A 25107-nucleotide genomic window follows, 5' to 3' on the forward strand; every position below is an offset into this window, starting at 1 on the left:
GCGCGCGGCGGCGACGACTCGATACACTTCCGTACCGGTTGGACGGGCCCCGGCAGCCAGGCCCGAGCAAGGAGGAGGCAGGACACGATGGACATCCAACGCGCAGCGGTCGTCACGTACCGCGGCAATGCGATCGAGAACACGCACGTCGCCCATGTGGCGGTGGTGGATGCAAGCGGCAGGTTGCTGGCCCGGTTCGGCGATCCGTGCCGGATGACGCTGGCGCGCTCGGCGGCCAAGCCGGCCCAGGCGCTGTCGGTGATCGAGACGGGCGCGCCCGAGCGGTTCGGCTTCGACGACGCGGACATCGCGCTGATGTGCGCGTCGCACAGCAGCGAGGACCGGCACATCGAACGCACGCGGGCGATGCTCGCCAAGGTCGCCGCGCACGAATCGGATTTGCGGTGTGGTGGCCATCCGCCGTTGTCCGATGCGGTGTACCGGTCGTGGATCAAGCGCGACTACACGCCAACCGGCGTGTGCAGCAACTGTTCCGGCAAGCACGTCGGGATGCTGGCCGGCGCGCAGGCGATCGGCGCCGCGATGGCCGATTACCATCTGCCCGACCATCCGATGCAGGTGCGCGTGAAGCACGTCGTGGCCGATGCGTGCGGCTTGCGCGACGACGAAGTCGACTGGGCGATCGACGGGTGCAACCTGCCGACGCCGGCGTTTTCGCTGGATCGGCTGGCTCGTCTTTACGCGTCGCTGGCCGACGGCGCGGACACGGTGGAAGCGGGCGGCGGCGAGATCAGCGATCGCGTTCGGGCGCTGGCGCGCATTCATCGTGCGATGACGGCGCATCCCGAGCTGGTCGCCGGCGACGGGCGCTATTGCACGGTGCTGATGAATGCATTCGGCGGGCAGGTGGTCGGCAAGCTCGGCGCCGATGCGTGCTACGGGCTCGGCGTGCGTGCATCGGAGAACACGCGGCGGCTCGGCGCCGACGGTGCGCTCGGCATCTCGGTGAAGATCGAGGACGGCAATCTCGACGTGCTCTACATGGTCGTCAGCGAGATTCTCGAGCGGCTGCAGATCGGTACGTCCGCGCAGCGCGCGCAACTGGCCGGCTTCCACCGGCCGCGGATGCTCAATACGCAGGGCGTCGAGATCGGGCACGCCACGTTTCCGTTCGAATTGTAGCCTGCCTGAGCGTCGTCCCTGCACCGATCACCGATGCCGCCGGCCCGCGAACCGGGCCGTGCGCATCGGCGCCCGCCCGCTAGCTGATCGACGCGAACGCGAACGCCAACGCGGGCGCTACGCGCGCGCGCCGCGAATCTTCGCCAGCTCGACGTCCGACAGTTCGCCGATCTGCGCGAGATGTTCCGCGAGAAAATCCTTCAGCACGCGCAGCTTCGCCGAGCTGCGCCGGTTCGCCAGATACGCGATGTAGATGAATTCGCCCGTCAGCCGGTTCTGCAGCCGGTAGCGCGGCAGCACGGCTTCGAGTTGCCCGCTCGCGAGCAGGTCGCGCACCAGCCAGATCTCGAACTCCGCGATGCCGAGCCCCGCGCAGGTCGCTTCGAGCAGCAGTTCCGAATGGTCGGTGACGAGATTGCCGGCCGGCAGCACGCTGTGTCGCGCATCGCCGTGCACGAAATCCCAGCGCGGATCGCCTTCCGGGTGCACGTAGCGCAGGCAGTTGTGGTGCTTCAGGTCGTCCGGCGCCGACGGGCGCCCGTAGCGATCGAGATAGCCGGGCGCTGCGCACAGGATGCTGTCGTTGCGCGACAGCCGGTGGACGACCAGGTTGTCCAGGTAGTTCTCGCCCTCGTGAATGTCGAGATCGAAGCCGCCGGCCACGAGGTCGTTGTGGTTGTCGGTGAGCCGCACGTCGAGCTGGATCGTCGGGTAGCGCGCGAGAAACGGCGCGATCAGCGGCGCGAGGTGACGGCGCCCGAACGCGACCGGCGCGGTGAGCTTCAGCGGGCCGCTCGGCTGTGCATTCAGCTCGGCGACCACACGCAGCGTGTCGTCGAGATCGGCGATCAGCGTGATGGCGCGCTCCAGGTAGATGTGGCCGGCCTCGGTCAGCGTCACGCTGTGCGTCGAACGGTGCAGCAGCGCGACGCCGAGCGTTTCCTCGATCGCCGTCACCTTGCGCGCGACGGTCGACGTCGACACGTGCATCTCCTTCGCGACCGCCGAAAAACTCCCCGTTTCGACCACTCTCACGAACGCGCGCATCGCGCCGAGGTGATCGATGCCTGTCTCTCTCATGCCTTTTTTCATCCGATTCTCGCTGTTGCGTCCCACGCAAAACCGCTTTCGATAATACAGAGGCGAGCATGTTTTTGCAAAGGCATAGAATGCGAACCCGTCGCGTCGGGAAGCGGCGCACGACGAGCGACACGAGACACCCAGGAGGGGCACGATGGCAGAAAGCGGCTTCCGCGTCGAAGCGGATCTTTTAGGTAAGCGAAGCATTCCGGATGCGGCCTACTACGGCGTACACACGCTGCGCGCCAAAGAGAATTTCGACATTTCCGGCCGCAGTATCGCGACGCTGCCGTACCTCGTGATGGCGCTCGCGGCCGTGAAGGAAGCCGCGGCCGACGCCAACTGCGAGCTCGGGTTGCTGCCGAAGCCGTATCGCGATGCGATCTCCGCCGCGTGCGTCGAGATCCGCGAAGGGCGCCTGCACGACCAGTTCGTCGTCGACGTCATCCAGGGCGGGGCCGGCACGTCGACCAACATGAACGCGAACGAGGTGATCTGCAACCGCGCGCTCGAAATCATGGGGCACGCGCGCGGGCAGTACGAATATCTGCATCCGAACGAGCACGTCAATCTCGCGCAGAGCACGAACGACGTCTATCCGACCGCGATCCGGGTCGCCACGTGCTTCGCGGTCGAGCACCTGCTCGACGCGATGGCGCGCCTGCGCGATGCATTCGCGGAGCGGGCCGACGCGTTCGCGGGCCTGCTGAAGCTCGGCCGCACGCAGTTGCAGGACGCGGTGCCGATGACGCTCGGCCAGGAATTCTCGACGTACGCGGTGATGCTGACGGAAGACATTGCGCGCTTGCAGGAAGCCGGCTGGCTGATCCGCGAGATCAATCTCGGCGCGACCGCGATCGGCACGGGGATCACCGCGCATCCGCAGTATGCGGAGAAGGCGCTGGCGGCGCTGCGGCGCATCACCGGGCTCGACCTGAGCACCGCGCCGAACCTGATCGAGGCGACGCAGGATTGCGGCGCGTTCGTGCAGGTCTCGGGCGTGCTCAAGCGGATCGCCGTCAAGCTGTCGAAGATCTGCAACGACCTGCGGCTGCTGTCGAGCGGCCCGCGCGCGGGGTTCGGCGAGATCAACCTGCCGCCCGTGCAGGCCGGCTCGTCGATCATGCCCGGCAAGGTGAATCCGGTGATCCCGGAAGTCGTCAACCAGGTCGCGTTCGAGGTGTTCGGCAACGACCTGACCGTGACCTTCGCCGCCGAGGCCGGACAGCTTCAGCTCAACGCATTCGAGCCCGTGATCGCCAGCGCGCTGTTCCGCAGCTTCAGCCACCTGACGGCCGCATGCACGACGCTCGCGCAACGGTGCGTGAGCGGGATCACCGCGAATCCCGAGCGGCTGCGCGAAACGATGGAGCGCTCCGTCGCGCTTGCAACCGCGCTGAACCCGTACATCGGCTACAAGCGCGCGACCGCCGTGGCCGCCGAGGCGCACGAGAGCGGCAAGTCGATCCGCGAGGTCGTGCTGGATCACCAGTTGATGACCGAAGCGCAACTGGACGACGCGCTGCAACCCGAAGCGCTGATCCGGCCGCGCGTGCTTTGACACCGGCCGCGCGGCACCGGCGCCTGCCGCCGGCGGCCTGCGCGCGACCGTTCAAAAAGCGCCCCGGAGCGGGGCGCGACACATCAATAAACGGAGACTCAACATGAAACACACCAGCGAGCGGCCGGCCGATACGGCCGGCGGCGCGGATTCCCGTCATGCCGATCCCGACGCGATGTTCGCGTCGCACGAAGCCGGTTATGCGAAGCATTTGAAGCCGCGGCACGTGCAGATGATCGCGATGGGCGGTGCGATCGGCACCGGCCTCTTTCTCGGCGCGGGCGGGCGCCTGCAAAGCGCGGGGCCCGCACTGGCGCTCGTGTATCTGGTCTGCGGCGTGTTCGCGTTCCTGATCATGCGCGCGCTCGGCGAGCTCGTGATGCACCGGCCGACCAGCGGCAGCTTCGTGTCGTATGCGCGGGAGTTCATGGGCGAGCGCGCGTCGTTCGTCGCGGGCTGGATGTACTACCTGAACTGGGCGACGACCGGCATCGTCGACATCACCGCGGTCGCGATCTACATGAAGTACTGGGCCGTGTTCACGGACGTGCCGCAGTGGGTGTTCGCGCTCGGCGCGCTCGGGATCGTGTCGGTGATGAACATGATCGGCGTGAAGGTGTTCGGCGAGATGGAGTTCTGGTTCTCGCTCGTCAAGGTGGGCACGCTCGCGGTGTTCCTCGCGGTCGGCGCCGTGTTCCTCGCGAGCGGCCATCCGGTCGCCGGCCAGATGCCGGGGCTTCATCTCGTCGCGGATCACGGCGGGATCTTTCCGCACGGCATCCTGCCGGCCGTGCTGATCGTGCAGGGCGTCGTGTTCGCGTATGCGAGCATCGAGCTCGTCGGCGTCGCGGCGGGCGAGACGGCCGATGCGCGCAAGGTGCTGCCGAAGGCCATCAACGGCGTGATGTGGCGCATTGCGCTGTTCTACGTCGGTTCGGTCGTGCTGTTGACGCTGCTGCTGCCGTGGACCGCATACAGCGCGCACGAAAGCCCGTTCGTGACGTTCTTCGGCAAGCTCGGCGTGCCGTACGTCGGCACGGTAATGAACGTCGTGGTGCTGACCGCCGCGCTGTCGAGCCTGAATTCGGGTCTCTATTCGACCGGGCGCGTGCTGCGCTCGCTCGCGATGGGCGGGTCGGCGCCGCGCTTCGTGTCGAGGATGAACGCGCGCGGCGTGCCGTACGGCGGGATCCTGATCACGGTCGCGATCAATGCGATCGGCGTGCCGCTGAACTACATCGTGCCGGCCCAGGCGTTCGAGATCGTGCTGAACATGGCGTCGCTCGGGATCATCACGACGTGGGGTTTCATCGTGATGAGCCAGATCCTGTTCCGCCGCGCGGTCGATCGCGGCGAGCTGAAGGCCGTGTCGTTCCGGATGCCCGGCGCGCCGTTCACTTCGTGGCTCACGCTCGCATTCCTCGTCGGCGTGCTGGTGCTGATGGCGTTCGACTACCCGGGCGGTACGTGGACCGTCGCGACGATTCCGGTTGTCGTGCTCGCGTTGGTGATCGGCTGGAAGCTCGCGAAGCGCGGTGCCGAGCGTGAGCGGGCGGTTGCCGCACCCGCGGCCGTGCGCGTCGTCGCAGATCCTGCGCAGAACGCGTGACGGTGCGCGCCGGGGGCCGGTCCGTTCGCGGGCCGGCTTTACCGGTGGGGTCAGTTCAATCCGGTGCGTTCGCCGACCCATCGGCCGAAATCGGCGGCCATTTCCTGAGTCAGTTCGTGCCCGGCCGCATACAACCGCGTGTCGTGTGCGACATCGAGCGCCGTGAGTCTTGCATCGGCGGTGTCGGCCCATGCGACGGGCAGCTTGTCGTCGAAGCGGCCGTGCACGATCAGCGCGTGCAACGGGCGAAGCGCATCGCGCGGCGCGATCAGCGGATCGATTTCCGGCAGGATGCGGCCGCACAGCACGGCGAACGCGGCGACGTCGGCCGGCGACGTGAGGCCGACGCTCGCGCTCATGATGCCGCCCTGGCTGAAGCCGGCGATCACGGCCGGCAACGCGGAGCCCGCGCCGTCCCGCGCGCGGAAGGCGCGCAGCAGCGCAATCAGCTGGAGGCGGCTGGCGTCCGCGCGGGCCGCGTCGATTTCGGGGCCGTTCGGGCCGAAGCGCACCGGAAACCACGCGTGCTGGTCGGGCCCGAAGGTCAGCGGGCCGCGCACGAACGCGATCTCGATGCGCGGATCGATCACATCGGCCACGTTCAGCAGGTTGGTTTCGTTGCCGCCGACGCCATGCAGCAGCAACAGGCGGGCGGCGGGGCGGCCGGCAGCCGGGCGCAGCCGGTACTGGAGGCCCGAATCGGGATTGGTGGTCAGCGGCAGGGCGTCGGTCATTGCGTGGGTCCGGAAAGGGAACGATGCGACAGTCTAGAGCGTGCGGACTGGGAGGTGAATCGCCGGGTGGCGATTGATTGTTTCCTGGCGGGAACGAATCCGGCCGCGGCTCATGTCGGGGACGGATTGCCGATATCGCGACGCGCGGCGCGGGGCGATGGCCGAAATACCCACCGACAACAGGCCGATCGGACGACTCGTCATCCTCACGCTTAGTTGATAAAATAGATACATTTTGTAGATACGTGGGGGCGTGAAGATGGATATTGCCAAGATCTTCAAGCATGGCGGATCGCAGGCCGTCCGGCTGCCGAAGGATTTCCGCTTCGAGACGACCGAGGTTCGGATTCGCCGCCACGGGGCGTCCGTCATTCTCGAGCCGGTGCCGCAAGACTGGGCATGGCTGACACCGCTGATCGGCCCGGTCGACGCCGACTTCGAGGCCGCTGCAACAACCCAGCCGGACGTTCAAGAGCGCCCGGGACTGGACGTGTTTGAATGAAGTTTCTGCTGGATACCAACGCGGTAATCGCCATTCTCAAAGGCGAGCTGGCCATGCTGGCCAAGCTGCGTGCGCATCGACCGGCAGACTTCGGAATTCCGGCGATCGTCGCGCATGAGCTCTATTACGGAGCTTACAAAAGTCAGCGAGTGGCAGCCAATCTGGCGCGCGTGGAGGGGCTTCAGTTCGAGGTCGTGTCGTTCGACGCGGAAGATGCTCAGCATGCTGGCGAAATTCGTGCGCATTTGACCGCGGCAGGAACACCGATCGGCCCATATGATGCATTGATCGCAGGGCAGGCGCGTGCGCGGCGGCTGGTGCTTGTCACGCATAACATGCGCGAGTTTGAGCGAGTCCCGGAGCTGCAGATCGAGGATTGGCTCGCAGGCGCGCATGAAAACTGACCGCATTGCAGTCATGCAGCGACCGGCACGGATTCCTCCGCGCTGAATCAGGCTCGCTACCCGCATGCGATCCTGCCTGCGAGCGCGGCGCGTTCGTCTTACGGTGTCGCGCCGCGTTGCGTTGCGTCATGCGCCGTGCTCGAACGCCCGCGAACACGTGAAGGAATCGGGGCAGGCGGTCGGTTCCGAGCGCGTGATCGTGACGGCCGGCGCGGGCCCGCACATCGCATCCGGTATTTTCCGCATGACGGGGCGGCAATGAATCGACTCGCACGATAATGCGCAAACGTTTTACCGTTATTCAATAAAATCGATTGGGCGGAACACGAATAAAACAATGAATATCCGTTACTCCGCCGATTCGGCAAACTCCGCAGCGTTGGTGGTCGGGTGTTAACGGCAAACCCGCAAAGAACTTTAGGTTTTTCCCGCCGCAATTAATCATTCCAATTTTCTCAATGATCGATTGATTAACGGTCATCGGACAGTCATACACCATCCCCGATAATTCGGCGCTCATATTCTTTCATTAGATCAATGGGCGGTCGAAGCCGGATCGCTGCGGGGAGCTGTACTCATGACCATCCGTCATCGCATTACGCTGCTAGTCGTCCTGACGTTCTTCGCGCTTTCCGCGATCGGCATCTATGCCGTGTACCAGACGCGCAAGAGCGCGTCCGAGGTGCGCCAGGTTACCCAGGGCATCGTGCCGAGCGCGCTCGCGTCGGCCGATCTCGTCGCCGATGTGAAGAACATCCAGATCGCGACGATGACGCTCGTCTATGCGCCCGACGCGAATACCGCCGCGCAGGCGCGCGACGAGCTGAAGGCGAAGCAGGCCGCGCTGCGCGCCGCACTCGACGCGCAGGCGCGATCGGCGGTCGGCCGCGCGCAGGAAGGCCTCGTCGCGCAGGCGAAGGACAGCGCCGCGAACTATTTCGCGGCGATCGACGACACGGTGAAGATGAAGGCCGACGGCAAGGCCGAGATGGCGCAGGCCTACCTGTTCGCGAACGTCGCACAGTATCGCGACGAACTCGAAAGCATCGTCGACACGCTGCGCGTCGAGAAGAACCGCCAGAAGGACGACGCGATCAGCGCGCTGAACGGGATGCTCGCGACGACGGCAACCGCGATCGCGGGCGTCGCGGGCACGGTGATCGTGCTGCTGACCGCGCTCGGTTTCGTGCTGTATCGCCAGATCACGCGTCCGCTGATCGGGATGCAGACGATGATGAGCGAGATCGCGACGAGCCAGGATTTCACGCGCCGCGTGCCGGTGGGCCGGATGGACGAGATCGGCCATTCGATCGTCGCGTTCAACGGAATGATCGAGAAGATCCAGGAGAACGCCGCGCAGCTCAAGCAGAAGACGGCGGACATCCAGGCGATGCTGCAGAACATGCAGCAAGGGATCCTGACCGTCGTCGAAGGCGGCGTCGTGCATGCGGAGTATTCGGCGTACCTCGAAACCATCTTCGAGACGAACGACATCGCCGGCCGCGACCTGATGGCGCTCGTGTTCGACGATTCGGCGATCGGCGCCGACGCGCGCTCGCAGGTCGATGCGGCCGTGCACGCGTGCCTCGGCGAAGACAGCATGAACTTCGAATTCAACGCGCACCTGCTCGTCAACGAAGTCGCGAAGCGGATGCCGGACGGCCGCGAGAAATGGCTTGACCTGAGCTGGTCGGCGATCACCGACGAGACCGATACGGTCGTGCGCCTGATGCTGTGCGTGCGCGACGTGACCGAGATTCGCGAGCTGACCGCGCAGGCCGGCGAGCAGCATCGCCGCCTCGAGATGATCGGCGAGATCCTGTCGATCAGCCAGGACAAGTTCCATGACTTCGTGCACAGCGCGAAGGGCTTCCTCAGCGAGAACGAACGGATGATCCGCCAGCACGAGCGCGCCGATCACTCGATCGTCGCGGCGCTGTTCCGCAACATGCATACGATCAAGGGCAATGCGCGCACGTACAGCCTGCAGCACCTGACGAACATCGTCCACGAAGCGGAACAGGCGTACGAATCGCTGCGCCGCGCGGACGGCGGCCCCGAGTGGAACCGCGACGCGCTGATGGACGACCTGGCCCGCGTGCGCGAGGCCGTCGAACGCTACGCGACGATCAACGCGGTCACGCTCGGCCGCAGCGGCGAACCGGCGCACGGCGGTGCCGATTACCTGATGGTCGAACGCGCGCACATCAGCGAGAGCCTGCGCGTGCTCGACGGTGCCGATCCGGCGAACGCGAACGACTGGCAGGCGGCACGCGATGCCGTGCGCCGCATGCTGAGCCAGCTCGGCACGCAGGGCATCGGCGACGCGCTCGGCGGCGTGATCGAGTCGCTGCCGTCGCTCGCGGCCGAACTCGGCAAGCCGGCGCCCGTCGTGCATATCGACAGCCACGGCCATCGCGTGCGCAGCGAGATCGGCGCGACGCTGAAGAACGTGTTCATGCACCTGCTGCGCAATTCGATCGACCACGGGATCGAATCGTCCGAAGAGCGCCGCGCGGCCGGCAAGGCGGCGTCCGGCACGATCGACATCGCGGTCGGCGTCGGCGGCGGCGAGTTGTGGTTCGTGTTGAGCGACGACGGCCGCGGCCTCGCGCTCGACAGGATTCGCGGCATCGCGCGCGAGCGCGGGTGGATCGATGGCGGCAACGAAGCGGGGCTCACCGACGAAGCGGTGGCCGAGCTGATCTTCCGGCCGGGCTTCTCGACCGCGCACGCGGTAACCGAGGTGTCGGGGCGCGGCGTCGGCATGGACGCGGTGCGCAGCTTCCTGAAGCGCGACGGCGGCGACATCGCGCTGCGCTTCACCGACGATCGCGTCGGCGCGCCGTATCGCGCGTTCGAGACGATCGTGTCGCTGCCGGCGCGCTTCGCGGCGGACGGTGCCGGTCACGGCGCCGCGCACGAGCGCATTGCAGACGTCGGCGCAGCGGAGTGATGGCGTGATCGTGCAGGCGTGGATGATCCCGATTGCCGCCGCGCTGGCGGGCGGCTTCGTCGTCGCGGTGGCGGCGGCGGTCGTGTTTCGCGTGATGCGCAAACGGCTTGTCGCAGCGATGGCACGTGACGCGCATACGTTGCGCGGCGCGCTCGATGCGGCCGACGCGAAGGCGGCAGAAGCGGCGTCGGCAAATGCCGAAGCCGCCGACGCATGGGCGCAACGCGAGGCGCAGCTCGAGGATGCGCTGGCGCGCGAGGCGTCCGCGGCCGGCACGCAGCGCGACGCGCTGCAGGCGCTGTCGGCCGACCGCGCCGCGCTTGCGCAGCATGCGATGAAGATCGCCGACGAAGCCGGGCGCCTGCGCGGGCTCGCCGGCACGTTCGAGCGCTGGCACGAGCAGATGATCTCGCTGACCACGCAGAACCAGGACATGCGCACGAAGAACCAGGAACTGTCGGCGATCGTCGCGCACGTGTCGATCGTGTCGCTGAACGCGTCGATCGAGGCCGCGCGCGCGGGCACGGCCGGGCGCGGCTTCTCGATCGTCGCGAGCGAGGTGCGCGGGCTGGCCGCGCGCTCGCAGCAGCTGTCGGACAGCTATCGCGACAGCCTGAACCGCAACGATCTCGTGACGGCCGCGACGTTCCAGGACATCCAGGCCGGCGGCAAGATGATCACGGCCGCGCTCGCGACCGTCGAGACGCTGGCCGGGCAACTGCACGCGCGGATCGAAGGAGAGGCGGCGTGATCGGCGCGCAGGCGAAAGCCGGCTTCGAGCGGATCTTCCTTGATGCGGCGCGCACGCGGCTCGCGTCCGGCGGCGCGTGCGACATCCGGCCGTCGGCCGGCGATGCGCACGATCCCGCGTGCATGAAGTCGCGATCGAAACCGAAGGTGCCCGAGTACGTCGTGGTGCTGACGATCTCGGCGCTGCATTTCCGCCTGCTGCTCGCGCTGCGCTTCAGCGACGACGATGCGACGCGCCGCCATTTCGCCGGCGCGACGGCGGGCACGAGCGGCCAGCGGCCGCTGCCCGAAGCGTTCATGGAAGTCGCGAACCTGTGCTGCGGCGCGATCAACCAGGCGCTGACCGTGCCGTTTCCCGATCTCGGGATGTCGACGCCTTCCCTGCTGAGCGGCGCGAGCATCGACTGGCTGCCCGCGCTCGCACCCGACTACGTGGCCGCCTACGACCTGACGCTCGACGGCGACGTGCGCATCGGCGCGACGCTGTGCGTATGCGCGAACGCGCCGGTCGATTTCCATGTGCCGGAAGCGGCCGCGGCGGATACCGGCGGCGAACTCGAACTGTTCTGATCGACCATGAGGAACCCTTGAGATGACCGAAGACCAACCTGTCAGCAAGGTGCTCGTGCTCGACGACAGCCGCACGCATGCCGATGCGATCAAGCGTTTCTGCGACGAGCACAACCTGGTCGGCCTGACCGTGCGGCGCAGCCGGCTGCTGAAGGTGCTGCGCTCGAATATCGATCTCGGTGCGATCCTGCTGGCCGAGGATTACGGCGGCTCGCCGGTCGAGAGCGCGATCATCGCGACGCAGATCGACGCGCTGCGGCCCGAGCTGCCGATCATCTTGCGCCGCGAATCGCTCGCATCGCGCGACGGGCTGCCCGACGCGCTTGCGCGGGTGGCATGCGCGGCCTACGTCGCGGACGACATGACGCCGCTCAAGCGCGCGATCGACGAATACCTGTTCGGCCGCGACTATCCGAACGCGCTCGTGCGCGGCATCTCGGAGATCACCGAGGCGCGCATCGACAGCCTGTTTCCGGGCATGACGATCGAGCACGAAACGCCGTGCATCGTCCGCGACCAGATCATCTTCGGCGAAGTGTTCAGCCTGATCGCGCTCGAAAGCGCATGGTGCCGCGGCTACATGCTGCTGCAGACGAGCGAGCAGCCGCTGCTGGACATGATCGGCGGCACGCGCGACGACGGCCGCGCGCCGGATTTTCGCGACGTGAACAGCGTGCTCGGCGAGCTGACCAACCTCGTGTGGGGGGCGTTCAAGAACCGCTATCTCGGCGATGCGGAGGCGCTCGCGCGCCATCCGGTGCAGGTGCCGCTCGTCGTCAATCACAAGCAGAAGTTCATCTCGTTCGGCGGCGACTGTCCGCAGCTCTGCTTCAAGTACCGGATGACCGACCCGGCATCGGGGCGCTCCGTGTGTCTCGACCAGCGTTTCGTGTTCAGCCTGAGCTGGTCGCCGGAGGATTTCCGCGAATCGGTGCCGGACGTGGGGCCGATGGTCGAATCGGGCGAACTCGAACTGTTTTGAATGTTGAAGTCCGAAATAAAGGAAGGGGAATACGACATGGCAAAGATTCTGGTGGTCGACGATTCGGGCACGGTGCGCGACGAGGTCGCGGGGTTCCTGCGCAATCACGGGCTCGACGTCGAGACGGCCGTCGACGGCAAGGACGGGCTCGCGAAGCTCAAGGCGACGCCCGGCGTGCGCCTCGTGATCAGCGACGTGAACATGCCGAACATGGACGGCCTGACGATGGTCGAGAAGATCCGCGGCGAACTGGCGAACACGGCGGTCAACGTCGTGATGCTGACGACCGAAAGCAGCCCGGCGATGAAGGAGCGCGGCAAGGCGGCCGGCGTGAAGGGCTGGATCGTGAAGCCGTTCAAGGGCGACGCGGTGCTCGACGCGCTGAAGAAGCTCGCGGGCTGACGCTCGACTGGGCCGCCGTGTCTCGGCCGATTTTTACCGAATACCGGATGGGCATCGCTGCATTCAGCATGACGACGCGGGTGGGCGTGATATAGCGCGCGCTGCGCGCGGGAGATTTACTGTGGCTTGGAATGTTCGTATCCTTGCTTGCAGTCGAGGGACGGCACGCGTTCGCCAGGAACGCGCACAGTCCGTCCTCACCCATATCGAGAACGAGAGTGGTGCGCCGACCGATTTCTGTCATGCGCGAGCCGGCGTCGTCGCTGTGCTGATGTCCGCTTGTCCGGAGCATGGCCGCACGTCGCGACTTGCGGCTGCGCATTGGCAACGTCGTCGTGCATTGCCTCATCATTTCGCTGGAATGCCCCGCATGACGACACGCTTTGCAACATTGCTGATCGCAATCGGCACAACCTTCGTCGGCCCTGCGGCACACGCGGCAGGCACTGCGCACTCACTTGACCAGGCGCCCGCTCAATTCGATTCGCGCGACGCACGCGCAGCCTTCGCGCGTGACATGAGTGGCGAGCCCGAGGTGGACGGTTTTGGAACGCGTTTGCCGCCCGGTTTCACAAGGCAGGCGCTGATCGCGCAGCTCGCGCCGGGTCAGGATGCGGCGAGCGTCGTGCTGGTCGGGGCGAAGTCGTGGCCGCAACGTCCGGGTTCATTTGTCGCAATCGTCTGCGCAGCGCCGAGCGCCGAGCTTGCGAAACGGGTGTTGCAATTCCGTGCGCCGAGCGATTGCGAGGGCTACCGCGACGATACCGCGAAGGGTTTGGTCTGGCTTGGCGTGTTCGAGCGCGGGCCCGACGGTGTGCCGCGCCTCGTCGCACGGACCGAGCAGCCGCTCGACGAAGCGACCGACTGGAGCAACACGAATCTGGACCATCCGGACACCCTTGACGAGGTGGCGCGACCTGACGAGCGCAGGTTGCGTCCTGAGCAATGGCTGCGCTTCGATTTCGCGCCGTATCTGCTTCGAGCGGGCGATGCCGCGTTCGGCGTCCGCGCGGGCTGGTCGATCCCTTATGCGGGCGGTGGTGCGTCATACGAGGCGCTGTACCTGCTCCGGGTCGACGGCAACGTGCTGCGCGTCGTGTTCGCACAGCCGATGATGTTCTATCGGAACATTGCCGGCGACTGGCATCCCGATGGCACGCGGGATCACGAGATCACGGAAGGCAGCAACGCGCTGAATGTGCTCCCGACGTCGACGGACAGTTTCCGCGACTTGCAATTGCGGCAGCGCGGCGGAAAGTGGCGCCAGACGTTTCACTGGTCGACGAGCGACGGCGAATATCAGCCCCGCTGAAACAGCGTTCGCTATGCGCGTAGTCGGGCGAACAACTCGTGTTGTGCGATATCGCCGGCTTAGCCGCGCCGATCCGCACAGCCGTCGCATTGGATCATTGGTGAGCCGATACTCCACATGCTGGTGGCCGGCGGTGGCATTGGCGTGGGATAGTGGACGCTGCCGCAGCGAATCCGAACGATCGTCGAAACCTCCAAGCGCGATATTCCGCTGCTGCTCGGGCGCGCTGGCTGAGCACCGCGTCGCGTAATCCCCATGGTGTTAGCGGGCGGCTGGCGCGACGCTCGCGAATTCGTCGACGACGGCTTCGATCACCGCCTGCACGCGTGCGGTCTTGTAGAGATCGGCATGCGCGACGAGCCACACGTCGAAATGATTGCATCGTCGAGGCATGAGGCGCACCAGTTCAGGCTCGGTTTCGGCGCGAAAGCACGGCAGCTCCGCGATGCCGAGCCCGGCAAGCGCGGCTTCGACCAGCATCATCGTCGACGATGTCTGGAACATCACGCGGCCGCGCGACGTCGATTCGCCGCACAGGGCGTCCCACATCGTCGGCACCACCGGCTGCTGGTACATCACCAGATCGTGTCCTTCGAACGCGCTGCCCGCGGCCGGTTCGCCACGCTCGGCCAGGTAGCGGCGCGATGCGTAGATGCCCGTTTCGAGATGCCCGAGCCGCCTGACGATCAGGTCCGGCGATTCCGGGCGCAACGTACGAATCGCGAGATCCGCTTCGCGGCGCGTGAGATTGGCGATTTCGGCCGACGTCACGCACACGACGTCGATGCCGGCATGCCTGCGCCGCAAGTTGGCGATGGCGGGAATCACGAAGCGCTTGCCGAGCGTGTCGGTCGTGGCGATGCGCACGGACCCGGCGAGCTGCTCGTCGAGGCCCATCACGCGCCGCTCGATCGTGAGCGACGCCCGTTCCATCGCTTCGGCGGGTTCGAGCAACGCTTCGCCGGCGGTCGTCAGCACATAGAGGGCCGGCGTTCGGAGAAACAGGCGGGCCGAGAGTTCGTCTTCGAGCGCGGCGATCCGACGCCCCACCGTCGCCTGATCGACGTTCAGTTGCGCCGCGGCGCCGCGCAGCGTGCCGGTGCGCGCGAGGGCCAGGAAAAAGCGGGCGTTGTCCCAGTTCATGCGGGTCGGCAGTGTCATCGGGCAGGGCGGCGGCGGGTTGGGGATGCATATCTGCATCAGGCAAATGCGAAATTATCACTTTTCTGCATCGCGTGCCGTTTCTAGACTCCCGGCATCTGCCTGGAGGTTTCATGCCCGATTGCAATCCTGTTTCCCTTCCCGTATCCATCACGGCAGCGTGCGGCCCGACGGCCCGAGAACGCCGCTTCACGCTTGCGCTCGTCGCGATCGGAATGTTCATGGCGGTACTCGATACGACGATCGTCAACGTTGCGCTGCCCGCGATGCGAGCGAGTCTCGGTGCGACGGTCGCGGAGCTCGCTTGGATCGTCGACGCGTACACGCTCAGCTTCGCCGCGCTGATTCTCGCGGGCGGCGCGCTGTCCGACCGGTTCGGCGCCAAGCACGTCTACCTCGCGGGGCTGGCGCTGTTCGTCGCCGCATCGGCGGGATGTGGCTTCGCATCGTCCGTGGCCATTCTCGTGGCCGCACGATTCGTGCAGGGCATGGGTGCCGCGCTCTTTTTGCCCGCGTCTCTCGCGGTCGTGCGCAGCACCTTCGACGTGCCTGCCGAGCGCGCGCGGGCGATTGCGGTATGGGCGGGCATCGCGTCGGTTGCGGTGGCCGTAGGGCCGGTGCTGGGCGGCATCCTTGTCGACGATTTCGGCTGGCGCAGCGCGTTCCTGATCAATGTGCCGACCGGCGCGGTCGCGTTTGCCGGGGCGGCCGTGCTCGTCCGGGCGTCGGTCGCGCGGCAAACGCGCCACTTCGATTGGGCCGGCCAGTGTGTCGGTGCGATGGCGCTCGGCGCGCTGTGTTTCGCCGTGATCGAACTGCCGACACGCGGCCTGGGTGCGGCGGAAGTCCGGTGCGCGCTACTGGTCGCCGGACTCGCCGCAGGCGCGCTGATCGTCATCGAGCGGCGTGCTCGCGATCCGATGGTTCCGCTGGCGTGGTTTCGCAATCGCACCTTCGTCGCGATGAACCTGATGGGCAGCCTCGTGTATGTCGGCTACTTCGGCTTGCTGTTCGTGCTGAGCCTGTACCTGCACGGGCACTTCGGCATGAGCGCGCGGCAGACGGGGCTGACGCTGTTGCCGTTCGCGCTGAGCCTGTCGCTCGGCAATCTGTTGTCCGGAAAATTGCAGGGCCGGGTGCACCCGGTCCGGCTGATGGCGAACGGTCTCGGGATGGCGGCGCTGGCCATTCCGGCACTCGCGGCCGCGCTGACGCTGCGCGCGCCGTGGCCGGTGGCCTGGACGGCGATGGGCGCATTCGGCACGGGGACAGCGCTGTCCGTGGCGCCGATGATCGCGACCGTGCTCGAACAGGTGCCCGCGGACGCGGCGGGTGTGGCGTCAGGATTCCTCAATGCGGCGAGACAGGCAGGAAGCCTGTTCGGTGTGGCCATCGCCAGCGCCGCGACGATGCTGTTGCCGAATCCGACCGCCGCGCTGTGGGCGATCGCGGTGGTCGGTGGTGTTGCCTATGCGACGGCCGCCCTTGCCGCGCGGACGGCAGGCACGGCGAAAACCGCGCAGCGAAGCCGCTGACGCGCGAATCGCGTGGTCCGCACGGTGGTACGGCGGCACGCAGGCCACCGCGCAGGCACGTGCGGCCGCGCGACTGGACGCCGCGCGGAATGTGGAGGACCATTTCATCGACATGCCGCGAACGCGCGTGCGTCATCGCCGCCCGTTCGTGCCGCACCGAATCCTGCCGAACCCCGTCGAGCGAAACGTCATGGAACCCGATCAAGAGACTGCCGAGCCGATCCTGTTGCGCGAGGTGCGCGACGGTGTCGTCACGCTGCGGCTGAACCGGCCGCAGCAGTTCAACGCGCTGTCCGAAGCGATGCTCGCGAGCCTGTACGACGCGTTCGGTGCGCTGGCGGCCGATCCGCACGTGCGCTGCGTCGTGCTGGCCGCGCAAGGCAAGGCGTTCTGCGCCGGCCACGACCTGCGGCAGATGCGCGGCAAGCCGGAACTCGACTACTACCGCTCGCTGTTCGCGCAGTGCAGCCGCGTGATGCTCGCGATGCGCGCATTGCCGGTGCCGGTGATCGCGCGTGTGCAGGGCATCGCGACGGCCGCCGGCTGCCAGCTCGTCGCCGCGTGCGACCTGGCCATCGCGGCCGACACCGCGCGCTTCGCGGTATCGGGCATCAACGTCGGGCTGTTCTGTTCGACGCCGGCCGTCGCGTTGAGCCGCAACGTCACGGCGAAGCGCGCGTTCGACATGCTCGTGACCGGGCGCTTCGTCGATGCGGCGACGGCCGCCGCGTGGGGGCTCGTCAACGAGGCCGTGCCCGAGGACGCGCTCGACGCGGCCGTCGCGCGCAAGGTCGCGGAGATCGTCGCGAAGAGCCCGGCCGCGGTGCGCTACGGCAAGCAGATGTTCTATCGCCAGCGCGAATTGCCGCTCGACGAAGCGTATGCGTATGCGGGCGACGTGATGGCGCGCAACATGATGGAAGAGGATGCCGGCGAAGGGATCGACGCGTTCCTCGAGAAGCGGAAGCCGACGTGGCGCTCGTAGTACACCGCCGGATAGGCCGGTCGAACGGAGCGGAAGGGCTGTAACAAACGCGTATTCTCCGGCTCCGGGTTCCCGTCCGCCGGAACGTAAACGGACCGCCCGAGGCGGCCCGCAAGTGAAGCGGCACGCGCGGCGGCGCGGTAGTGCGCCGCAGCATCGACCGCGGTCAGCGCCCGTAGCTCCCGGTCCGCAGCGCCGGCTGCGCGGTCGACGCGCCGGGCGGCACGATCACGACCGGCACGCGGCGCGCGAGCGCGCACATCAGCTCGTAGCCGATCGTGCCGCTGGCTTGCGCGACATCATCCACCTTCACCTGGTCGCCCCACAGCTCGACGCTCGACCCGATGCCCGCGTTCGGGCACGGCGTCAGGTCGACGGTCAGCATGTCCATCGACACGCGGCCGACGACGCGCGTCATCACGCCGTCCACCGCGATCGGCGTGCCGGTCGGCGCATGGCGCGGATAGCCGTCCGCGTAGCCGCACGCGACGACGCCGATCCGCATCGGCCGGTCGGCCGTGAAGCGGCGGCCGTAGCCGACGGTTTCGTCCGGCGACAGCGTCTGCACGCCGATGATCCTGCTCGTCAGTGTCATCGCGGCCATCAGCGGCGTGTCGGCGATATGCCGCGCCGCACCGGTCGGCGACGCGCCGTACAGGATCGTGCCGGGCCGCACCCAGTCGCGGTGCGCGCGCGGATGCCACAGCACGGCCGCCGAATTCGATACCGAGCGCTCGCCCGGAATCCCGGCCGTGGTCGCGTCGAATAAATCGAGCTGCCAGTCGACCTCGCCTTCGTCCGCGTTCGCGAAATGCATCATCAACGTGATCCTGCCGATCGACGGCGCGCTCGCCGCGCGTTCCCACGCGGCGCGGAACGCGGCGGGCCGGTAGCCGAGCCGGTTCATCCCGGAATTCATCTTGAGCTGGATGTCGATCGGCTGCCGCGGCTTCGCGGCGATCAGCAGGTCGAGCTGCTCGTCGCAGTGCACGGCCACCGTCAGCCGGTGGCGATCGGCCAGTTCGACGTCGTCCGGCTCGAAGATCCCTTCGAGCAGCAGCACGGGCTTGTCCCAGCCGAGCTCGCGCACGCGCACGGCTTCGTCGAGGTCGAGTAGCGCGATGCCGTCGGCGGCCGCGAGGCTCGGGTAGATCCGCTCGATGCCGTGGCCGTATGCGTTGGCCTTGATCACGGCCCACACGCGCGATTGCGCGGCGGTGCGGCGGATGAAGTCGAGGTTGTGACGGACGGCGTCGGGGCGGATATGGGCGACGATGGGACGGGGCATGGCGATGGCTCGGGTCGGATGTCGTTCGGCACGCGGCGGCGCGCCCGGGTCGGCAGGCTGGCGCGGTTACGCGTCAAGCCAGTGTCGAGCGCTATCTTATTGGTGTTCGACCAGTTTTAATTAACGTATTTGTCGACGATTTGGTGGAAATTTTGGTGGTGGACCACGCCGGCCGCGGCCGGCGGCGGCACGTGCAGCCGAGTCTCCCGTCTAGAAAACCGGTGCGCGAACAGCACGGCGCAATGCTAAGCTCCCGGCGATCTTGTCATTGAACAATGTAATCATAAAGGAGGAGACTTTGATGACGACGTCCCAGCTGTGCCTGTTCATCGTGGCGCTGTTACCGTTCCCGCTGACGTTCCTGGCCAAGGCTCGCAAGGGCTACGACAACCGCACGCCGCGCGATTACCTCGCGAAACTCGAAGGCTGGCGCGCGCGGGCGCAGGCCGCACACCAGAACGCGTGGGAAGCGCTTGCGCTGTTCACGGCCGCGCTGGTGGTCGCGTGGCACAACGGCGCGAACGCGCATCACGTCGACCAACTCGCGATGGGTTTCGTCGCGATCCGCGTCGTCTATACGCTGATGTACCTGCTGAACTGGGCGTCGCTGCGTTCGCTCGTGTGGTTCGCCGGGATGGCGTGCGTCGTCGCGCTGTTCTTTGCCACGCCGTAACGGGCCGTTGAGACGCGGTGCCGGCTTCGCGTGCCGGCGCCGCTAGGCGCCGCCTGCACCGCGTGCGTGACTGTCGTTGGATGCGGGCGCAACGATCTTCGCGACGAACGGCGGCGCATCCGCTTCGCGGCGCAGGAACGCGATCAGCGGATCGAGCAGCCGGTGCCGCGTCGACGGATGGCGGCGCAGCACGAAGCGCCATGACGCATCGCGCTCGTTGCGCAGGATACCTATCTGTTCAACGACACGCTCGAAGCGAACATCCGGCTCGGCGTGATCGACGCGGCATTGGTGTGCCGCTGGTCGGTGTTTGCGCGCAAATCCCGCACCGTTCGTTGAGCCGCGCCGGCGTATGCCGGCTTCGCGCGCACGGCCGCCCCGGCACGCCGCCGCGTTGAAACGCCGCTGACACGCGGCACGAACGAGCGTGCGGACCGTGGCGAATGCGTTCGCGGTTGCGCTGCCGTCATCCCGCCGCACCCGTTGCTCGGGATGGCAAACCTGGCGGCCCGCACCGAGCATCGCCATCCTCTTTTCACGTCCAGCTGTCCGCCCGCGCGGCGCGATCCGGCCCGGGAGCCTCGCCCCGGCCATCTCCCCATTCCTCCGATCTATCCGGCCCGCGTGGCCCGGGTTTGTCTCGATGCAATTCCCCGTTGCGCACTTTTTTGTTGTCGTAGTATCGCCGTTGACAACACATGTTGCACTACGGTCTAATTCGACATCGCATGTTGCGGTGCGGCTTGATGTCGTCGTTCCCGCCGGCCGGCTGGCCGGCTACATCGCTCAATCATGCGGAGAGAAACCATGAGTCGCCGTTCCTTCCTGAAAGCCGTCGCGGTCGTTGCCGCGCTCGGCGCGAGCCTCGCGCACGCGGATACCAAGACGCTCGTCGTCGGCACCGATACGTCGTTCATGCCGTTCGAGTTCAAGCAGGGCGACAAGTACGTCGGCTTCGATCTCGACCTGTGGGCGGAGATCGCGAAGGACCAGGGCTGGAAATACACGATCCAGCCGATGGATTTCGCGGGCCTGATCCCGGCGCTGCAGACGCAGAACATCGACGTCGCGCTGTCGGGGATGACGATCAAGGAGGAGCGCAAGAAGGCGATCGACTTCTCCGCGCCTTACTACGACAGCGGCCTCGCGGCGATGGTGCAGGTCGGCAACACGACGATCAAGTCGATCGACGACCTGAACGGCAAGGTGATCGCCGCGAAGACGGGCACCGCGACGATCGACTGGATCAAGGCGCACCTGAAGCCGAAGGAGATCCGCCAGTTCCCGAACATCGACCAGGCCTACCTCGCGCTTGAAGCCGGCCGTGTCGACGCGGCGATGCACGACACGCCGAACGTGCTGTTCTTCGTGAACAACGAAGGCAAGGGCAAGGTGCAGGTCGCGGGCCAGCCGGTCAGCGGCGACAAGTACGGGATGGGTTTTCCGAAGGGCAGCGCGCTCGTGCCGAAGGTCAACGCGTCGCTCGTGAAGATCAGGGCCGACGGCCGCTACGCGCAGATCTACAAGAAGTGGTTCGGCGCCGAGCCGCCGAAGATGTGAGCGTGACGCTGCAACGGCGCGCGGCCATGCGGCCGCGCCGGTCTTGAATCGAACGGGGAGCGACAAGTGAACTTCGATTGGTCGGCGATCTGGGCGGCGTTGCCGGACCTGATGGACGGGGTCCGGTTGACGGTGTTCATCGCACTTTTCGGGCTGGTGGGCGGCTTCATCGTCGGGATGATCGCGGGCATGTTCCGCGCATACGGACCGAAGGCGATGAACGTGCTCGCACAGGTCTACATTGAACTGATTCGCGGCACGCCGATCGTCGTGCAGGTGATGTTCCTGTATTTCGCGCTGCCGTTGCTCGCGCACATCCGCATCGACGGCCTGACGGCCGCGATCATCGCGATCACGGTGAATTCCGGCGCGTATCTCGCGGAAGTGGTGCGCGGCGCGCTGCTGTCGATCCCGAAGGGGCTGACGGAAGCGGGGCTCGCGATGGGCTTGTCGATGCCGCGCGTGCTGCTGAAGGTGGTCGGGCCGCTGGCGTTCCGGCGGCTGATCCCGCCGCTCGGCAACCAGTGCATCGTGAGCTTGAAGGACACGTCGCTGTTCATCGTGATCGGCGTCGGCGAACTGACGCGCAAGGGTCAGGAAATCATCGCGGGCAATTTCCAGGCGGTCGAGATCTGGAGCGCCGTCGCTGTCATCTACCTGCTGCTGACCGGCGCGATGACGCTGACGCTGCGGCTCGTCGAAAGGAGGATGAGAATTCTATGAGCATGATCGAATTCCAGAACGTGTCGAAGAGCTTCGGCCACGTGCCGGTGCTGAAGCATATCGACCTGAAGATCGACGCGGGCGAGGTGGTCGTCGTGATCGGCCCGTCGGGGTCGGGCAAATCGACGATGTTGCGCTGTATCAACGCGCTCGAGAAAATCACCGGCGGTGAACTGCTCGTCGACGGCCAGAGCGTGCGCGGCAACGCGACGACGATCCGCAACATCCGGCTCGAAGCCGGCATGGTGTTCCAGCAGTTCAACCTGTTCCCGCAAATGACCGCGCTCGAGAACGTGATGTTCGGGCCGATCCAGGTGCGCGGCGCATCGCGTGCCGAAGCGCGCGACCAGGCGATGGCGCTGCTCGACAAGGTCGGCCTCGAATCGCGCGCGAATCATTACCCGTCCGAGCTGTCGGGCGGCCAGCAGCAGCGCGTCGCGATCGCGCGCGCGCTCGCGATCCGGCCGCGGCTGATGCTGTTCGACGAGCCGACGTCGGCGCTCGATCCGGAATTGCGCCACGAAGTGCTGAAAGTGATGCAGGATCTTGCAACCGAAGGGATGACGATGATCGTCGTCACGCACGAGATCGGCTTCGCGAAGCGGGTCGGCACGCGCCTGCTGTTCATGGATCAGGGCGGGATTGCCGAGGACGGCCATCCGGTCGACCTGATCGACCGGCCGCCGACGCCGCGCCTGAAGGAGTTCCTGAAACACGTGTCCTGAACGAAACCGATACATTCGACATGCCGCTTTCCCTTTCCCCCGTCATCGCCGGCACGCCGTTCGATATCGGCGTGCGCCTCGGCGAACTCGCCCGTCCCGTGTTAGATGCGTACATGCAGCAGAGCAGCGCATGGCAGGCCGTGCGCCGCTGGCGCGGCCATCCGTTCGTCGGCGCGCTGCGGCAGGCCGCGCTGGCCGCATACCCCGATCTCGTCGCGGAACTGGACGGGATCGCGGCGGGCATCGGCTGGCCGGCCGAGGACATCTTCCTGTGGAACTGCCGCGGCGAGCTGATCCACAACGCGCCGGACGGCTGCACGACGCTCGCCGGGCGCGACGCGGACGGCACGCGCTGGATCGCGCACAACGAGGACGGCGATCCGTTCCTGCGCGAGCGCTGCCTGCTCGTCGACGTGCAGCCTGCAGGCAAGCCGGGCTTCATCAGTTTCTACTACCCCGGTTCGCTGCCGGGCCATACGTTTGCCGCGAACCGTGCGGGCATCGCGCAGGCGATCAACAACCTGCGGATTCGCACGCCGGCACCGGGCGTGCCGCGGATGATCCTCGCGCGTGCCGTGCTCGACGCGACGTCGCTCGACGCGGCGGCCGACGTGCTGCGCCTGCATGCCCGCGCGAGCGGTTTTCATCACACGCTCGGCGCGACCGGCGATGCGCGGCTGCTGAGCATCGAAGCGAGCGCCGCGCGTTGTTCGGTGATCGACGTGACGACGCTTGCCGGCCATGCGAACCATCTCGTGCATCCCGGTTGCGAAGCAGAAGCGCAGATCGTCACGCAATCGTCGGCCGACCGCCAGCGTCGCGTCGATGCGCTGACGCCCGGCATCGACGCGATCGACGAAGCCGCGCTGCTGCGCGTGCTCGGCGATCGCGCGCCGGAAGGACTGCCGATCTACCGCGACGACCCGGCCGACCCCGACGACGAGAACACGCTCGCGACCGCGGTGTTCGCGATCGGCGCGGCGGCGATCGATTTCACCATTCACCAGCACGGCACGCAGCGCTTCGCGACGCGCATCGTGCCGTCCGGGCGCGCGCACGGCGCGTCCTGATTCATGAGGCAACGCATGACGACCGTTTTTCATCGCGCCCCGCGCGCGACCTTGCCCGTCGCCGTCGCAGGCGACGGCATCGAGATCATCGACTCGACCGGCAAACGCTATATCGACGCATGCGGCGGCGCGGCCGTCTCGTGTCTCGGCCACAGCAACCAGCGCGTGATCGACGCGATCAAGCGCCAGGCGCAGCAACTGCCGTACGCGCATACGTCGTTCTTCACGACCGACGTGGCCGAGGAACTGGCCGACCGGCTCGTCGACGCCGCACCGGCCGGCCTCGAACACGTGTATTTCGTATCGGGCGGCTCCGAGGCGATCGAGGCCGCGCTGAAGCTCGCGCGCCAGTATTTCGTCGAGAAGGGCGAGCCGCAGCGCCGCCATTTCATCGCACGGCGCCAGAGCTATCACGGCAACACGCTCGGCGCGCTCGCGATCGGCGGCAACGCGTGGCGACGCGAGCCGTTCCTGCCGCTGCTGATCGAAGCGCATCACGTGAGCCCGTGTTATGCGTATCGCGACCAGCAGGCGGGAGAAACCGACGAAGCGTATGCGCAGCGCCTGGCGGACGAGCTCGAGCAGAAGATCGTCGAACTCGGCGCGGAAAACGTCGCGGCATTCGTCGCGGAAACGGTGGTGGGCGCAACGGCCGGCGCGGTGCCGCCGGTGCGCACGTACCTGAAGAAGATTCGCGCGGTGTGCGACAAGTACGGTGTACTGTTGATTCTCGACGAGATCATGTCGGGGATGGGGCGCACGGGCTACCTGTACGCATGCGATGAAGACGGCGTCGCGCCCGATCTGCTGACGATCGCGAAAGGGCTCGGCGCGGGCTACCAGCCGATCGGCGCAACGCTCGTCAGCGACCGCATCTACCGGACGATCGTCGACGGGTCGGGTTTCTTCCAGCACGGCCACACGTACCTCGGCCACGCGACCGCATGCGCGGCCGCGCTCGAAGTGCAGCGCGTGATCGCCGAAGAGAAGCTGCTCGACAACGTGAAGGCGCGCGGCGAGCAGTTGCGCGCATCTTTGCGCAAGCATTACGGCGCACATCCGAATATCGGCGACGTGCGCGGCCGCGGGCTGTTCGTCGGCGTCGAGCTCGTGCGCGACCGCGACAGCAAGGCGACGTTCGATCCCGCGCTGAAGCTGCACGCGGTAGTCAAGCGCGAAGCGATGCAGCGCGGCTTGATGGTGTATCCGATGGGCGGGACGATCGACGGCGTCCACGGCGATCACATCTTGATCGCGCCGCCGTTCATCTGCACCGCGCAGCAGATCGATACGATCGTCGAGCGGCTGTCGGGCGCGATTGCCGCGGCGCTTGCTGCGGCCGGCGCGTGACGGCATCGATGCACTGAACCCTTACCGGAATC

Annotated in this window: 25 protein-coding genes; 19 read left to right on the plus strand and 6 right to left on the minus strand. The window is 66.8% G+C overall.

Annotated features, from left to right (window positions below; genetic code table 11):
- The first annotated feature begins 87 nt into the window (after positions 1 to 87).
- Positions 88 to 1143, plus strand: coding sequence for an asparaginase (locus FPJ27_RS09385; protein ID WP_204422695.1), 1056 nt, complete (start codon positions 88 to 90; stop codon positions 1141 to 1143).
- Positions 1144 to 1260: 117 nt separating this feature from the next.
- On the opposite strand, the gene FPJ27_RS09390 is transcribed toward FPJ27_RS09385, so the two are convergent.
- Entirely contained in the window at positions 1261 to 2235 is a 975-nt protein-coding gene (locus FPJ27_RS09390; RefSeq protein ID WP_072436898.1) for a LysR family transcriptional regulator, read from the minus strand.
- A 142-nt stretch (positions 2236 to 2377) separates the two neighbouring features.
- Here FPJ27_RS09390 and aspA point away from each other — a divergent pair, with 142 nt between their 5' ends.
- A complete protein-coding gene (gene aspA, locus FPJ27_RS09395; protein ID WP_204422696.1) occupies positions 2378 to 3784 on the plus strand; it encodes an aspartate ammonia-lyase in 1407 nt (468 codons plus the stop codon).
- Positions 3785 to 3887: 103 nt separating this feature from the next.
- Positions 3888 to 5393 (plus strand): amino acid permease, encoded by a 1506-nt coding sequence (locus FPJ27_RS09400; RefSeq protein WP_204422697.1) that lies wholly within the window; start codon positions 3888 to 3890, stop codon positions 5391 to 5393.
- A 50-nt stretch (positions 5394 to 5443) separates the two neighbouring features.
- Here the strand turns inward: FPJ27_RS09400 and FPJ27_RS09405 are convergent, their stop codons facing one another.
- A complete protein-coding gene (locus FPJ27_RS09405; protein WP_204422698.1) occupies positions 5444 to 6127 on the minus strand; it encodes a phospholipase in 684 nt (227 codons plus the stop codon).
- A gap of 259 nt (positions 6128 to 6386) precedes the next feature.
- Here FPJ27_RS09405 and vapB point away from each other — a divergent pair, with 259 nt between their 5' ends.
- Positions 6387 to 6629, plus strand: coding sequence for a type II toxin-antitoxin system VapB family antitoxin (gene vapB, locus FPJ27_RS09410; RefSeq protein WP_072436899.1), 243 nt, complete (start codon positions 6387 to 6389; stop codon positions 6627 to 6629).
- A complete protein-coding gene (locus tag FPJ27_RS09415) occupies positions 6626 to 7033 on the plus strand; it encodes a type II toxin-antitoxin system VapC family toxin (protein WP_204422699.1) in 408 nt (135 codons plus the stop codon). The genes vapB and FPJ27_RS09415 overlap by 4 nt, the downstream gene beginning before the upstream one ends.
- Before the next feature lie 301 nt (positions 7034 to 7334).
- Here FPJ27_RS09415 and FPJ27_RS09420 read toward each other — a convergent pair whose 3' ends face one another.
- On the minus strand, positions 7335 to 7553 hold the full coding sequence (locus FPJ27_RS09420) for a hypothetical protein (RefSeq protein ID WP_204422700.1): 219 nt from the start codon (positions 7551 to 7553) through the stop codon (positions 7335 to 7337).
- Between the two features lie 57 nt (positions 7554 to 7610).
- Between FPJ27_RS09420 and FPJ27_RS09425 the strand changes: the two genes are divergently transcribed.
- The 6 genes from FPJ27_RS09425 to FPJ27_RS09450 all read left to right on the plus strand — a co-directional run bounded on the left by FPJ27_RS09425 (position 7611) and on the right by FPJ27_RS09450 (position 14005).
- Positions 7611 to 9989, plus strand: coding sequence for an MCP four helix bundle domain-containing protein (locus FPJ27_RS09425; protein WP_204422701.1), 2379 nt, complete (start codon positions 7611 to 7613; stop codon positions 9987 to 9989).
- A gap of 22 nt (positions 9990 to 10011) precedes the next feature.
- A complete protein-coding gene (locus tag FPJ27_RS09430; RefSeq protein ID WP_204423136.1) occupies positions 10012 to 10740 on the plus strand; it encodes a methyl-accepting chemotaxis protein in 729 nt (242 codons plus the stop codon).
- A complete protein-coding gene (locus tag FPJ27_RS09435; RefSeq protein WP_204422702.1) occupies positions 10737 to 11309 on the plus strand; it encodes a hypothetical protein in 573 nt (190 codons plus the stop codon). The genes FPJ27_RS09430 and FPJ27_RS09435 overlap by 4 nt, the downstream gene beginning before the upstream one ends.
- A 22-nt stretch (positions 11310 to 11331) precedes the next feature.
- Positions 11332 to 12291: a chemotaxis protein CheX gene (locus FPJ27_RS09440; protein WP_204422703.1), complete on the plus strand. Its 960-nt coding sequence runs from the start codon at positions 11332 to 11334 to the stop codon at positions 12289 to 12291.
- Between the two features lie 36 nt (positions 12292 to 12327).
- Positions 12328 to 12693 carry a response regulator gene (locus tag FPJ27_RS09445; RefSeq protein ID WP_204422704.1) on the plus strand — a complete coding sequence of 122 codons (366 nt, stop codon included), beginning with the start codon at positions 12328 to 12330 and terminating at the stop codon, positions 12691 to 12693.
- A 121-nt stretch (positions 12694 to 12814) separates the two neighbouring features.
- A complete protein-coding gene (locus FPJ27_RS09450) occupies positions 12815 to 14005 on the plus strand; it encodes a hypothetical protein (protein WP_239483272.1) in 1191 nt (396 codons plus the stop codon).
- 261 nt (positions 14006 to 14266) lie between these two features.
- On the opposite strand, the gene FPJ27_RS09455 is transcribed toward FPJ27_RS09450, so the two are convergent.
- The gene (locus FPJ27_RS09455; RefSeq protein ID WP_204422705.1) at positions 14267 to 15148 is read right to left on the minus strand and encodes a LysR family transcriptional regulator; all 882 of its coding nucleotides are present in this window, start codon (positions 15146 to 15148) and stop codon (positions 14267 to 14269) included.
- Positions 15149 to 15279: 131 nt separating this feature from the next.
- Here FPJ27_RS09455 and FPJ27_RS09460 point away from each other — a divergent pair, with 131 nt between their 5' ends.
- Positions 15280 to 16701, plus strand: coding sequence for an MFS transporter (locus FPJ27_RS09460; RefSeq protein ID WP_204422706.1), 1422 nt, complete (start codon positions 15280 to 15282; stop codon positions 16699 to 16701).
- 190 nt (positions 16702 to 16891) lie between these two features.
- A complete protein-coding gene (locus FPJ27_RS09465) occupies positions 16892 to 17686 on the plus strand; it encodes an enoyl-CoA hydratase (RefSeq protein WP_204422707.1) in 795 nt (264 codons plus the stop codon).
- Positions 17687 to 17852: 166 nt separating this feature from the next.
- Here FPJ27_RS09465 and alr read toward each other — a convergent pair whose 3' ends face one another.
- A complete protein-coding gene (gene alr / locus FPJ27_RS09470; RefSeq protein ID WP_204422708.1) occupies positions 17853 to 18974 on the minus strand; it encodes an alanine racemase in 1122 nt (373 codons plus the stop codon).
- A 301-nt stretch (positions 18975 to 19275) separates the two neighbouring features.
- Between alr and FPJ27_RS09475 the strand changes: the two genes are divergently transcribed.
- The gene (locus FPJ27_RS09475) at positions 19276 to 19647 is read left to right on the plus strand and encodes an MAPEG family protein (RefSeq protein WP_048246366.1); all 372 of its coding nucleotides are present in this window, start codon (positions 19276 to 19278) and stop codon (positions 19645 to 19647) included.
- 42 nt (positions 19648 to 19689) lie between these two features.
- Here the strand turns inward: FPJ27_RS09475 and FPJ27_RS09480 are convergent, their stop codons facing one another.
- Positions 19690 to 20241 carry a hypothetical protein gene (locus FPJ27_RS09480; RefSeq protein WP_204422709.1) on the minus strand — a complete coding sequence of 184 codons (552 nt, stop codon included), beginning with the start codon at positions 20239 to 20241 and terminating at the stop codon, positions 19690 to 19692.
- 213 nt (positions 20242 to 20454) lie between these two features.
- Here FPJ27_RS09480 and glnH point away from each other — a divergent pair, with 213 nt between their 5' ends.
- From glnH to FPJ27_RS09505, 5 genes are all read left to right on the plus strand, one after another.
- A complete protein-coding gene (glnH, locus tag FPJ27_RS09485) occupies positions 20455 to 21207 on the plus strand; it encodes a glutamine ABC transporter substrate-binding protein GlnH (protein ID WP_204422710.1) in 753 nt (250 codons plus the stop codon).
- Between the two features lie 66 nt (positions 21208 to 21273).
- The gene (gene glnP / locus FPJ27_RS09490) at positions 21274 to 21930 is read left to right on the plus strand and encodes a glutamine ABC transporter permease GlnP (RefSeq protein ID WP_204422711.1); all 657 of its coding nucleotides are present in this window, start codon (positions 21274 to 21276) and stop codon (positions 21928 to 21930) included.
- A complete protein-coding gene (gene glnQ / locus FPJ27_RS09495; protein WP_047903568.1) occupies positions 21927 to 22655 on the plus strand; it encodes a glutamine ABC transporter ATP-binding protein GlnQ in 729 nt (242 codons plus the stop codon). The genes glnP and glnQ overlap by 4 nt, the downstream gene beginning before the upstream one ends.
- Positions 22656 to 22675: 20 nt before the next feature.
- Positions 22676 to 23725 (plus strand): C45 family peptidase, encoded by a 1050-nt coding sequence (locus FPJ27_RS09500; RefSeq protein WP_204422712.1) that lies wholly within the window; start codon positions 22676 to 22678, stop codon positions 23723 to 23725.
- 15 nt (positions 23726 to 23740) lie between these two features.
- On the plus strand, positions 23741 to 25075 hold the full coding sequence (locus FPJ27_RS09505) for an aspartate aminotransferase family protein (protein ID WP_204422713.1): 1335 nt from the start codon (positions 23741 to 23743) through the stop codon (positions 25073 to 25075).
- The last annotated feature ends 32 nt before the right edge of the window (positions 25076 to 25107 follow it).

Origin of the sequence: Burkholderia sp. MS455 (genome assembly GCF_016899445.1) — a bacterium.
In the GTDB taxonomy this organism is placed as follows: domain Bacteria; phylum Pseudomonadota; class Gammaproteobacteria; order Burkholderiales; family Burkholderiaceae; genus Burkholderia; species Burkholderia pyrrocinia_C.